Here is a 12,178-nt window from a genome sequence, read left to right as displayed (position 1 = left end):
CTACTTTAGGGGCACCTGCGGCACCTCGGCGCGCGTCCGGGGACACGCGCCGAGCCCGCTCGAACGGCCCCCTTGGATCGGCAGGCCGGGGTGTCAGCCGACCTTCCAAACCAGGGGCGCGGTGTCCAGGATGTTCCCGTACGTGAGGAAGCTGGGCGGGGTCTCGTTCGGAACGAGATAGACGGCACACAGCTTCACGGACTGCCCGTCGGCGAGTGGGACCAGCGACCGGGTGTCGCACTGCGGGATCGCCTTCTGCAGGGTCGCGGCCGGCAGCGCGCCCGCCGAGTGGTCCCGGGGCTTCACCCAGACCCGCATCATGTAGGCGTCCTCGCCCAGCGGGGCGCCGGTGCGGTTGGTGAAGGTGACGGTGACGTAATAGGGGGTCTTGCCGTCGGTGCTCGCCGCGGGGAGGCGGAACGGGGCGATCTCGGCGGCGGTGCCCTTCACGACCGAGACGGCCGAGGCGTCCACCACCGAGCTCTTGCCGACGTAGCGGCCGGTGGCGCCGAGCGGCAGCGGGCGGTCGTAGCTCACCTGGGTGACGTTGCCGCCGCCGGCGGTCGCGGCCGGCTGCGGGCCGCCCCCGCCGGCCGGAGCTCCTCCACCGGCCGGGGCGGAGGCCGCCGGCGGGGGAGCGGCCGGGGCCGAGGAGGGGGCGGTGGCGGCGGGCGCGGTGGTCACGGCGACCGGCGCGGTCGGATCGGCCACCGGGTCGGCGTTGTCCGGCCCGCAGGCCGACACCGCCAGGACGAGTGCCGCCGCCGGCAGGCCGGCCGCGAGCGCGCGGGTGGATCGGGTCTTCTTCACGGTCGTTCCCCCGTTGGATGATGTGGTCCGTGCGTCCCGCCCCGTCGCCGGGCGCCGCACGCCGTGCGGGCGCGATCGAGAGGGGGTGCGCCGGTGATGCTAGCCGCAGCCGGCGCGGTACTGGCCGGTTTTCTGGTGGCTCCGCTGGTGCGCGGCCTGGTCGCCCGGTTCGCCGTTCCCGAAGGTGAACCCTGGTGCGCTGCCTGTCCGTTGTGCGGGCGGGAGGTGCGCCTGCTGCCGCCGGGCGGGCGCTGCCCGGGCTGCCGGGGCCGGCTGGGCGCGGGCCCCTGGTCGGTGGAGCTGGTGGTGGCGGCCGTCGCCGTCGCGGTGGCGCGCGCGGCGGACGGGCCGTCGGCCGCGGCGCTGGGCTGGACGGCGGTGCTGGGCGTGGTGCTGGGGTTCGTCGACGCGCGGGTGCGCCGGCTGCCGTACCCGCTGACCCTGCCGCTGGCCGGCGGGGTGGCGGTGCTGCTGGCGGTGGCGGCGCTGACGGAGGGGCGCCCCGGGGTGCTGCTGCGCTGCCTGCTGGCGGCCTGCACGGTCGGTGCGCTGCTCGAACTGGCCGTCTGGCTGGGCGCCCTGGGCCCGGGTGACTCCCCGTTGGGGTTCGCCCTGGGCGGGTTGCTCGGCTGGTTCGGGTGGCGTGCGGCGGCCGGCGGACTGCTGGCCGCGGTGGTGCTGGCCGGGCTCTGGGCGAGCCTGCGGGCCGCGGTGGAGCTGGCGCGCCGCCGGCCGGTGCGCGGACTCGACGTTCCGGTGGGGCCGTTCCTGCTGCTCGGCGCGCTGCTGGCGGTGCTGGCCGGGTAGCGACGGACACGGCGGGGCCCGCCGTACCGCGTGGGTACGGCGGGCCCCGCCGCCGGCGCGCGGGCTCCACCCTCGAGGAGCGGCGCGCCGCGGGCCTGTCCCCGGTGCCCCGTCCACCGGGTGCCCCCCGGTCCGCCCCGGGCGGACGACGGGGTGGGGCGACAGGCCCCGGGAATTACGGCATCTTGTGGACGAACGGGCCGACCGCGTTGGAGAACGCGTTGCCGTTGTTGGCGTCCCAGTTGGTGGACCAGGTCATCGCGCCGCGGATGGTCGGCCACTTGGCCGGCGGGACGAAGCTTCCGCAGTTGTTGCCGGTGGCCAGGCAGTCCAGCGCGTTGTTCACCACGGTCGGCGAGACGTAGCCGCCGCCGGCCGCCCGGGTGGAGGCGGGGACGCCGATGCCGACCTGGTCGGGCCGCAGGCCGCCCTGGATGTGGGTGCAGACCTGCGAGGTGATGAAGTCGATGGTGCCCTGGTTGTAGACCTTGCCGTCGCAGCCGTTCATGCCGCCCGAGTTGTAGAACTGGGTGTTGACGACGGTGAGGATGTCCTTGGTGTTCAGCGCCAGCTGGAAGTAGGCGCCGGCGGTGCTGTACATCCCGATGGTCTCGGGCGCCATGGTCAGGACGAAGCCGGGGCCGACCTTGGCCTGCAGGGCGTGCAGCGCGTTGCCGAGCGGGCCGGCCTGGACGCCGTTCTCCAGGTCGACGTCGATGCCGTCGAAGCCGTAGTCCTTGATGATCGCGTAGGCGCTGTTGACGAAGTTGTTCCCGGCGGTGGCGTCGCCGACGGTGATCGCCCCGTTCTGGCCGCCGATGGAGAGGATCACCTTCTTTCCGGCCGCCTGCTTGGCCTTGACGTCGGCGCGGAACTGCGCGTCGGTGTAGCCGCCGAGGGCCTTGGACAGGCCCGGGTCCAGGGTGAAGCTGATCGCGCCGGTCTGGGTGGGCACGGCGTCGGCGAAGGAGACCGCGATGATGTCGTAGGCGCTCTGGACGTCGCTCAGGCGCTGCGGGGTCGAGTTGTTGTCGAAGTTCTGCCAGTAGCCGGTGACCGCGTGCGCGGGCAGGCCGGTGACCGGCGGGGTGGTGGCGGTCGCGGTGGCGGTGGGGGTCGGCGTCGCGGTCTGGGTGGGGGTCGCGGTGGCCGTCGGGGTCGGCGTGGCCGTCTTCGTCGGCGTGGCGGTGGCGGTGGCGGTGGCCGTCGGCGACGGGGTGGGGGTGGCGGTCGGGCTCGGCGTGGAGGTGCCGCCCGGGCCGGCCAGTGCGACGTCGTCGGCGAGGTAGGCGCTCTGGCCGTACCAGCCGTGCAGGTAGACGGTGACGCTGGTCGCGCTGGCGCCGGTGGTGAAGGTGGTGGACAGCTGGTTCCAGCTGTTCTGGTTCGACCAGGTCGACGGGTCGGTGCCGCCGGTGCCGCGGGCCCCGAGGTAGACGTACGGGCCCTGGACCCACGCGCTCAGCGTGTAGCTGGTGTTGGGCAGCACGCTGATGGTCTGGGTGCACTCGGCGGTGTCGCCGGCGCCCGGGGTGGCCTGCAGCGCGCCGGTGCCGGAGTGGACCGGGGAGGACACCGTGGTGGCGGCGCCGGCGCAGTTCCAGCCGCCGAGCCCGCCGTCGAAGCCGCCGTTGGTGACCAGGTTGCCGACCGCGGCGTTGGCGCCCCCGGCGAAGAGGGCCAGACCGCCGCCGGCCAGGGCGAGGGCGGTGGCGCCGGCCGCGACGGCCGGGAGGGTGCTGCGCCGGCGCTTGTGCGCGGGCTGGTTCAGCGAACGGGCCATGGGGTGACGCTCCTGGGGGAGGAGCGGCCGCCGCGGTGGGGGGCGCGGCGGCCGCGTGTGGGGGAGGGGAGGTCCGCGATGGGGCTCGGGTGGGACGGGATCCGTGGGGTTCGTTCCGTCCTGGGTCACAAGCTGGACTAGACCATTGCGGGTCGTCAAGCATCGGGCGGTCGGCTTACGGGTCCCTTAAGGATTCGGAGACCGTTCCGTGTCCGCCGACGAACCATCCCCGGCCGAGCCCGGCGCGCCCGCCGGAACAGACTCCGCACAGGACCGTGACCAGACCGCTACCTGCGGCTTTACCGTGCGCCTGCCTGCCGGAGTAGGCTGCGCCGGGGTGGTGACGCACCAGCTGAACGAGTACGGAGGGGTCCGGAAAACATGGGTCTGCGCGATGTCGCCGAACGGACGCCTGGGCTGCGCACCCTGCTGGGCGGGATGTACGGGCTCTACGGCCGCCGGGTCGAGGTCCACCTGGCCCGCACCCCGCACCACATCGGCGTGATCCTCGACGGCAACCGCCGCTGGGCGAAGGCGACCGGCGGCTCCACCGCCTACGGCCACCAGCGCGGCGCCGACAAGATCAGCGAGTTCCTCGGCTGGTGCGACGAGACGCACGTCAAGGTCGTCACCCTGTGGATGCTCTCCACCGACAACCTGGACCGGCCGGCCGACGAGCTCGTGCCGCTGCTCGGGATCATCGAGGACGCCGTCACCGGCCTGGCCTCCGCCCGCCGCTGGAAGGTCCACCCCGTCGGCGCGCTGGACCTGCTCCCGCAGCACACCGCCGACGTGCTCAAGCGCGCCGCCGACGAGACCGCCGACATCGACGGCATCACCGTCAACGTCGCCGTCGGCTACGGCGGCCGGCACGAGATCGCCGACGCCGTCCGCTCGCTGCTCCAGGAGCACGCCGGGCGCGGCACCTCGATCGAGGAGCTGGCGGAGATCCTCGACGTCGAGCACATCGCCGAGCACCTCTACACCCGCAACCAGCCCGACCCCGACCTGATCATCCGCACCTCGGGCGAGCAGCGCCTGTCCGGCTTCCTGCTCTGGCAGAGCGCGCACAGCGAGTTCTACTTCTGCGAGGCGTACTGGCCGGCCTTCCGCAAGGTCGACTTCCTGCGGGCGCTGCGCGCCTACGAGCAGCGGAACCGCCGCCTCGGCCTGTAGCGGCCCGACCAGGGGATCCGGCCTCCGGGGCCCGCGGCCGGGCTCCCCGGGGCGGGTCGGCGCGAAGTGACCGCCGTAGGGCTGGCCTACCCCCACGCGGCGCGAGGCCAAACGTTCACCGGCAATGATCCGTCAGTTCGCCGGGGACGCGAATGCACCGCCCCTCGCCTGGGAATACTCCACTCAGTCCGGTCCCGAGGCCACCGGGGCAGCGGGGGCCGGCATGCCGCGGATGACGCAGGGTCATCCGCTCTGGAGGCCTAGTGGTCAGTTCCAAGAGCCGCCGGACACCAGACCGGCGCACGTACGTTCTCGACACCAGCGTGCTCCTCGCGGACCCGCTCGCCATGACCCGCTTCGACGAGCACGAGGTCGTCCTGCCGGTGGTCGTCGTCACCGAGCTGGAGGCCAAGCGGCACCATCCGGAGCTGGGCTACTTCGCCCGCCAGGCGCTGCGGCTGCTCGACGACTACCGCATCCGCCACGGCCGGCTCGACGAGCCGATCCCGGTCGGAGAGCTCGGCGGCACCATCAGGGTCGAGCTCAACCACTCCGACCTGTCGATACTGCCGGCCGGCTACCGGTCCGGCGGGGGCGAGGCGGACACCCGGATCCTCGCGGTCGCCCGCAACCTGCAGGCCGAGGGGTACGACGTCACCGTCGTCTCCAAGGACCTGCCGCTGCGGATCAAGGCCAGCTCGGTGGGCCTGCTCGCCGAGGAGTACCGGGCCGAGCTCGCGATCACCTCCGGCTGGACGGGCATGTCCGAGCTGCACGTCCAGGCCGATCAGGTGGACGCGCTGTTCGCGGCCGGCCACGACGCCGCGGTGGACGTCGAGGGGGCCGCCGAACTCCCGGTCCACACCGGGCTGGTGCTCACCTCGGAACGCGGCCGGGCGCTCGGCCGGGTGACGGGCGACGGCAGGGTCCGGCTGGTGCGCGGCGAGCGGGAGGCGTTCGGGCTGCGCGGGCGCAGCGCCGAGCAGCGGGTGGCCTTGGACCTGCTGCTCGACCCGGACGTCGGGATCGTCTCGATGGGCGGCCGGGCGGGCACCGGCAAGTCCGCCCTGGCGCTGTGCGCCGGTCTGGAGGCGGTGCTGGAGCGGGGGCAGCACCGCAAGGTGATGGTCTTCCGGCCGTTGTACGCGGTCGGCGGGCAGGAGCTCGGCTACCTGCCGGGTTCCGAGACGGAGAAGATGAGCCCCTGGGCGCAGGCGGTCTTCGACACCCTCTCCGCCGTCACCACCCCGGACGTGATCGAGGAGGTCATCTCCCGGGGGATGCTGGAGGTGCTGCCGCTGACCCACATCCGGGGGCGCTCGCTGCACGACGCCTTCGTGATCGTGGACGAGGCCCAGTCGCTGGAGCGCAACGTCCTGCTGACGGTGCTGTCCCGGATCGGCCAGGGGTCGCGGGTGGTGCTCACCCACGACGTGGCGCAGCGGGACAACCTCCGGGTCGGCCGCTACGACGGCGTGGTGGCGGTGGTGGAGAAGCTGAAGGGGCATCCACTCTTCGCGCACATCACGCTCACGCGCTCGGAGCGTTCGCCGATCGCGGCGCTGGTCACGGAGATGCTGGAGGACATCAGCCCGTGATTCCGCCCTGATCGGGGCATAGTAGGACAATAAGGTCAACTCATGGCGTGGGGCCCGCTCCTGACGGAGCGGGCCCCCGTCCCTTTCATCACATCGAGTGCTTTCTGTCCGGAGAACTCCCGTGCGGTGAATGTGACATGCGCCACGCGGGCGGGAATTGCGTCGACAGTGCCGGGTACGGCATGGTGAGGGTTCTGTCAGGCCCCGCGTACGGTGCGGCAGGGCTTCCGGACCCCGGAAGTCAGGCCCCGGATGGTCCACCAACTCCGGTCGGTGGACAGACAATTGAACACCGATGAGCCGTACGCCGCCCGATTCCAACGCCCGGTCGCCTCACCTCGGCCGGACGCCGGGCCAGCACCTCCCGTGACCAGAGCACCTGCGGAGGTCAGTGCCAAGGGGCATGTTGCGCCCGCACGGTCACGCGTGGGCGATGCTGGAAGGAATCCATGTGACTCGGATCTCGGTCCGGGGAGTCGCTGTGGCCTCCGCCACCGCCGTCACCGCAGTCGGTGCCGTCGTGGGTGTGGCCTCGGGCAGCGAGGGCAAGACGACGCAGACGGTCGACGTCGCCGGCGCGACCCTGCTTGCCGAAGTCCCCTCTGGCGCCCAGGCGCAGACCATCAGTGACAACATCGGCCAGCAGGCCTCCGCCCAGCAGGCCTCGGCCGACGCTGCGGCCAAGGCCGCCGCCGAGCAGAAGGCCGCCGAGGAGGCCGCGCGCCAGAAGGCCGCCGCGGACGCCCAGGCGAAGGCCGACGCCCAGGCCAAGGCCGACGCGGAGAAGGCGGCCAAGGCCGCCGACGACAAGCGCAAGGCCGACGAGGCCGCCGCGAACCGCTCCAAGGCCCGGTCGGCGATGGCCGCCGTCGACAGCAGCACCCCGCCTGTCTCGGTGAGCCCCGGCTCCGTCCAGGACACCGCGCGGCAGATCGTCGGCGACGACACCCAGTTCCAGTGCTTCAGCCAGATCGTGAAGCGCGAGAGCGGCTGGGACTACACCGCGACCAACAAGAGCTCCGGTGCGTACGGTCTGGTCCAGGCGCTGCCCGGCACCAAGATGGCCTCCGCCGGTGCCGACTGGCGCACCAACCCCGCCACCCAGATCAAGTGGGGTCTGAGCTACATGAACAGCCGCTACGGCAGCCCCTGCGGCGCCTGGTCGTTCTGGCAGGCCCACAACTGGTACTAGGAGCACCGCCGCCACGGCGTGCACTCCCGACGGCCCCCGGCCGTCCGTCCTTCGGGGCGGGCGGCCGGGGGTCGTCGCGTCGTGCGGCCGTCGGAGCCGCCGGGCCCTCGGGGCGGAGTCGGGCCGCGCCGCCCGGGCTGCGCTGACCAGTGCGCCCACGGGCGGTGCGGGCCCGGGTGCGGACGCGGGGCGCGGGAAGGGGTCCTGGTTGCTTCCCGCACCGGCCGGTCCGCCGACGGTTGGCTCGCGGGGGCGACTCCGTGTTCCCCGGGGTCTCGCCCGACTCCTCCCCCGCGCTGCGCATCCGAAACCATCTGAAACCTGGTCTTTTGTCCAGTTTTGCCGGTGAGATTGTTCGGGCCGAACCCACCGGCGGCCGGACTCCCCGGGCCACCGCCGGGTAGCGTCATCCCTGACGGCCGTGGCGGGACCCACGGCGTTCCGCCGGCGGCGGCGGTTCGGCAGGGGAGCGGCGGTAACGGGGATGGCACGGGGCGGAAAGGCCTTCAAGGCCGTGGCCAAGGGCATGGCCGTGGTGGCGAGCGCGGCCGCCGTCATCGAACGGCGCCGGCGCGCCGCGATGGCGGCCGACCCGCACGAGCTCGCCGTCCCCGAACTGGCGGGCGCGCCCGAGCCCGTTCCGGCCCCCCGGATCGAACCCGCCCGGCCCGCGGACCTGCCGCCGGCCCCGGCCCAGGCCCCCGCGTCGGCCGGAGCCGCGCCCACCGTGGCCCCCGTCGCCCCCGTGCCGGTCGCGCACGCCGGGCTCGGGCGGGAGTACCACCCCGGCCGGCCCGCCACCCCCGCCGAGGCGGTGCCGTGGAGCCTTCGGGTGGCCGCCGAGTCGACCTGGCGGCTGCTGCTGCTCGGCGCCGCGCTCTACGCCGTCTTCTACATCGTCGACATGCTGCGGCTGGTCGCCTTCGCGGTGCTGGCCTCCCTGCTGATCTCCGCGCTGCTGGAGCCCTCGGTCTCCTGGCTGCGCCGGCGCGGGGTGCCGCGCTCGCTGGCGGCGGGCGGGGTGTTCCTCAGCGGCCTGGCCGGCATCGGCCTGGTCGGCTGGTTCGTGGTCTGGCAGGTGACGACCAACCTGTCCAAGGTGACCACCCAGGTCAAGGACGGCGTCAACCAGCTGCGCGACTGGATGATCACCGGGCCGCTGCACCTGACCCAGCAGCAGATCACCGACTTCGCGAACCAGATCACCAAGGCCATCACCACCAACACCGACCAGCTGACCTCGGCCTCGATCACCGGTGCCCAGATCGCCGTCGAGGTGCTGACGGCGGTGCTGATGACCTTCTTCACCACCTTCTTCTTCCTCTACGACGGCGGCCGGATCTGGAACTGGGCGCTGCGCGGCCTGCCCAGGCACTCCCGGTTCGCGATGGCGGGGGCCGGGCCCAAGGCCTGGGCGACGCTCACCGCGTACGTCCGCGGCACCGTCTGCGTGGCCTTCATCGACGCGGTCTGCATCGGCGTCGGGATCGACCTGCTCGGCGTGCCGCTGGCGATGCCGCTGGCCGTGATCATCTTCCTGGGCGCCTTCGTCCCGCTGGTCGGCGCCCTGGTCACCGGGACGGTGGCGGTGCTGATCGCCCTGGTCACCCAGGGGCCGTGGACGGCGCTGATGGTGCTGGTCGTGCTGGTCGCGGTGATGCAGATCGAGAGCCACATCCTCCAGCCGCTGATCCTCGGCCGCGCGGTGCGGGTGCACCCGCTGGGCGTGGTGCTCGGCGTCGCGGCGGGCGGCATCATCGGCGGCATCGGCGGAGCGGTGGTCGCCGTCCCGCTGATCGCCGTCACCAACACCGTGGTCACCCACCTGCGCCGCCGCAACGAGGCGGGGCAGGAGGTCTTCACCGCGCTGGAGGCCGCCCGGGAGGCGGCCGGCCGCAGCGCCGCGGCGAACGCGTCGGGCCCGTCGGGTCCGAACGCCTCCGGCGCGGACTCCGCGGCCGGGCACCCGCCCACCGCGCACCCGGAGGCGGCGCCGGTCACCAGCCCCTGAGGACCGGGACGAACGGCACCGCGAGGACGCCCAGCAGGGCGGCCTCGCCGACCAGGGCCACCCGCACCGCGCGGGCCCGGGTGCGGGCGGGGGTGAACGCGGTGAGGGCCCAGCCGAGGAGGGCCCCGCCCAGCGGGCCGGCCACGGGGGCGAGCAGGCCGAGGGCGACGACCGGGCCGTGGCCGAAGTCGGTCCAGATGAACGCGATCGGCAGCCACATCCCGATCGCGACCGCGACCAGGCCCCACGAGATCCAGGCGAAGGTCGGCCAGGCCGAGCCGGGCGGCAGTTCCCTCAGGTCGGACACGGTGTTGTTCTCCCCCCGGAGTCGATCTTCCGTTGCCTACACGCCGGTTCCGGCCGCCCCGGTTCCGGTCTGCCGGCTCCGGTCCGGGACCGCTGGGGCCGCGGCCGGGGGCGGTCCGGGGGCGGTCCGGACCGGGCCCGGGAACCGTCCGGGAACGCCGACGGGCCCCTTCCGGACGCGGTGTCCGGAAGGGGCCCGTCGGGCCGGGTGCACGATCCGTCAGGCGTCGACGGTGGCGAGGGCGGCCTCGGCGTCGAGGACGCCGGCCACGGCCTGCAGCACGGCGGCGATCTTCATCGAGGCCTGGACGACCTCGCGCTCCACGCCGGCCTTGCGCAGCACGGCCTCGTGCGAGTCGAGGCACTGGCCGCAGCCGTTGATGGCCGAGACCGCGAAGCACCAGAGCTCGAAGTCGACCTTCTCGACGCCCGGGGTGCCGATGATGTTCATCCGCAGACCGGCCCGCATCGTGCTGTACTCCTTGTCGGAGAGCAGGTGCAGGGTCCGGTAGTAGACGTTGTTCATCCCCATGATCGCGGCCGCGCCCTTGGCGGCGGTGTACGCCTCCGGGGAGAGGTTGGCCTTCGCCTCGGGCTCCAGCTCGCGCAGCAGGCCGGCGCTACGGGTGGCCATCGCGCAGGACAGCACGGTGCCCCAGAGCTGCTGGGCGGGGAGGTCGGAGTTGCCGATGACCGAGCCCAGGTTGAGCTTGAGGTCCTTGGCGTAGTCCGGGAGGGCGGCCTTGAGGTCGTCGAGGGCCATGGGTCAGCCCGCCAGCAGGGCCTGGGCGTCGAGGGTGTCCTCGCCCTTGGTCCAGTTGCACGGGCACAGCTCGTCGGTCTGCAGGGCGTCGAGCACCCGCAGGACCTCCTTGGGGTTACGGCCGACGGAGCCGGCGGTCACCATGACGAACTGGATCTCGTTGTTCGGGTCGACGATGAACACCGCGCGCTGGGCGGTGCCGTCGGCGGCCTCGACGCCGCAGGCGCGCATCAGGTCGTGCTTGACGTCGGCCAGCATCGGGAAGGGCAGGTCGCGCAGGTCCTTGTGGTCCTTGCGCCAGGCGTGGTGCACGAACTCGGAGTCGCCGGAGACGCCGAGGATCTGGGCGTCGCGGTCGGCGAACTCGTCGTTCAGCTTGCCGAACGCGGCGATCTCGGTCGGGCAGACGAAGGTGAAGTCCATCGGCCAGAAGAAGACGATCTTCCACTTGCCCTCGTAGGACTTGTGGTTGATCTCGGCGAAGGCGTTCGCGGCGTCCAGGTCGACGCAGGCGTTGAGTTCGAACTCGGGGAACTTGTCACCGATCGTGAGCACGTTCGCTTCTCCTGAAGTGAGATGAGGGGCGTTTGTCCGGATTCCGGACACGTCCTACGTTTCCACATCGTGGACTGATCGGGGAAATAGCTAGACTGGATGTGTCTGATCGGAGATGGCTATCAGTACCGAACCTCCCACGTCCAAGCCCCGCAGTCGCCGTCCCGCCGCCGCGAGACCCGAGCGGCCTGTGGCGAGCGCCACAACCCGCAGCCCCCGGACGCCGACCGTCGCCCAGCTCAGGGCCTTCGTCGCGGTCGCCGAGCACCGGCACTTCCGGGAGGCCGCGGCGGCCACCGGGACGAGCCAGCCGGCCCTGTCCGGCGCGGTCGCCGCGCTCGAGGAGGCGCTGGGCGCGCAGCTCGTCGAGCGTACGACGCGCAAGGTGATCGTCACCCCGCTGGGGGAGCGGGTGCACGCGCACGCACGTCGGGTGCTGGCCTCGCTGCAGGCCCTCACCGAGGAGGTCGAAGCCGCCCGCCGGCCCTTCACCGGCCCCCTGCACCTCGGCGTCATCCCGACCGTCGCGCCCTACCTGCTGCCCACGGTGCTGCGGCTGGTCCGCGACCGCTTCCCGGAGCTGGAGCTGCACGTCCACGAGGAGCGCACCCCCTCGCTGCTGGAGGGGCTGGCCGCCGGACGCCTCGACGTCCTGCTGCTCGCGCTCCCGGCCGGCGGCGCCTCGCCGACCCGGGACATCCCGCTGTTCGACGAGGACTTCGTGCTGGTCACCCCGCCCGGGCACCCGCTCGCCGGGCGGATCGACGTCCCGCGCGACGTCCTGCTCGACCTGGACGTGCTGCTGCTGGAGGAGGGGCACTGCCTGCGTGACCAGGCCCTCGACATCTGCCGGGAGGTCGGCGCCGACCCGTCCGGCTCCACCACCCGTGCGGCGGGGCTGTCCACCCTCGTCCAGCTGGTCGCCGGCGGGCTCGGCGTGACCCTGCTGCCCGCCACCGCGCTGGACGTCGAGGCGGGCCGCACCGACCGGCTGGCCGCCGTCCGCTTCGCCGCGCCGGCGCCCGGCCGCCGGATCGGCCTGGCCACCCGGCCGGGCTCGGCGCGCAGTGCCGAGTACGAGCGCTTCGGTGCCGCGCTGCGCGAGGTGCTGGCCGACCTCCCGGTCCGGATCGCCTCCTGACGCTGCGCCCGGCGCCGGGGCTGTCGGCGCGCGGCC

At 73.3% G+C, this 12,178-nt stretch carries 11 protein-coding genes; 6 read left to right on the top strand and 5 right to left on the bottom strand.

The window, feature by feature from the left end; genetic code table 11:
* Positions 1-93 precede the first annotated feature (93 nt).
* On the bottom strand, positions 94-810 hold the full coding sequence (locus tag ACFYUY_RS27395) for a hypothetical protein (RefSeq protein WP_387904484.1): 717 nt from the start codon (positions 808-810) through the stop codon (positions 94-96).
* Between the two features lie 96 nt (positions 811-906).
* On the opposite strand from ACFYUY_RS27395, the gene ACFYUY_RS27390 reads away from it, so the two are divergent.
* Complete coding sequence (locus ACFYUY_RS27390) at positions 907-1,617, top strand: prepilin peptidase (protein WP_387904481.1); 711 nt, start codon at positions 907-909, stop codon at positions 1,615-1,617.
* Positions 1,618-1,792: 175 nt separating this feature from the next.
* On the opposite strand, the gene ACFYUY_RS27385 is transcribed toward ACFYUY_RS27390, so the two are convergent.
* Positions 1,793-3,400 carry a carbohydrate binding domain-containing protein gene (locus ACFYUY_RS27385; protein ID WP_360210904.1) on the bottom strand — a complete coding sequence of 536 codons (1,608 nt, stop codon included), beginning with the start codon at positions 3,398-3,400 and terminating at the stop codon, positions 1,793-1,795.
* A 381-nt stretch (positions 3,401-3,781) separates the two neighbouring features.
* Between ACFYUY_RS27385 and ACFYUY_RS27380 the strand changes: the two genes are divergently transcribed.
* From ACFYUY_RS27380 to ACFYUY_RS27365, 4 genes are all read left to right on the top strand, one after another.
* Positions 3,782-4,576, top strand: coding sequence for an isoprenyl transferase (locus tag ACFYUY_RS27380; RefSeq protein WP_360210902.1), 795 nt, complete (start codon positions 3,782-3,784; stop codon positions 4,574-4,576).
* Between the two features lie 263 nt (positions 4,577-4,839).
* Entirely contained in the window at positions 4,840-6,174 is a 1,335-nt protein-coding gene (locus ACFYUY_RS27375; RefSeq protein WP_360210900.1) for a PhoH family protein, read from the top strand.
* A gap of 451 nt (positions 6,175-6,625) precedes the next feature.
* A complete protein-coding gene (locus tag ACFYUY_RS27370) occupies positions 6,626-7,366 on the top strand; it encodes a transglycosylase SLT domain-containing protein (protein ID WP_360210898.1) in 741 nt (246 codons plus the stop codon).
* Between the two features lie 484 nt (positions 7,367-7,850).
* Positions 7,851-9,377, top strand: a complete 1,527-nt coding sequence (locus ACFYUY_RS27365) for an AI-2E family transporter (RefSeq protein WP_360210896.1) — start codon at positions 7,851-7,853, stop codon at positions 9,375-9,377.
* On the opposite strand, the gene ACFYUY_RS27360 is transcribed toward ACFYUY_RS27365, so the two are convergent.
* From ACFYUY_RS27360 to ACFYUY_RS27350, 3 genes are all read right to left on the bottom strand, one after another.
* Positions 9,364-9,684, bottom strand: a complete 321-nt coding sequence (locus ACFYUY_RS27360; RefSeq protein WP_360210894.1) for a hypothetical protein — start codon at positions 9,682-9,684, stop codon at positions 9,364-9,366. The genes ACFYUY_RS27365 and ACFYUY_RS27360 overlap by 14 nt on opposite strands.
* 219 nt (positions 9,685-9,903) lie before the next feature.
* Positions 9,904-10,446 carry an alkyl hydroperoxide reductase gene (locus ACFYUY_RS27355; RefSeq protein WP_360210892.1) on the bottom strand — a complete coding sequence of 181 codons (543 nt, stop codon included), beginning with the start codon at positions 10,444-10,446 and terminating at the stop codon, positions 9,904-9,906.
* Between the two features lie 3 nt (positions 10,447-10,449).
* The gene (locus tag ACFYUY_RS27350) at positions 10,450-11,001 is read right to left on the bottom strand and encodes a peroxiredoxin (protein ID WP_030397082.1); all 552 of its coding nucleotides are present in this window, start codon (positions 10,999-11,001) and stop codon (positions 10,450-10,452) included.
* Positions 11,002-11,191: 190 nt separating this feature from the next.
* Between ACFYUY_RS27350 and ACFYUY_RS27345 the strand changes: the two genes are divergently transcribed.
* Complete coding sequence (locus ACFYUY_RS27345) at positions 11,192-12,142, top strand: LysR substrate-binding domain-containing protein (protein ID WP_387904476.1); 951 nt, start codon at positions 11,192-11,194, stop codon at positions 12,140-12,142.
* Positions 12,143-12,178: the final 36 nt, after the last annotated feature.

The organism is Kitasatospora sp. NPDC004745, assembly GCF_042873275.1.
GTDB lineage: Bacteria > Actinomycetota > Actinomycetes > Streptomycetales > Streptomycetaceae > Kitasatospora.
This window is presented reverse-complemented; position numbering and strand designations above follow the sequence as displayed.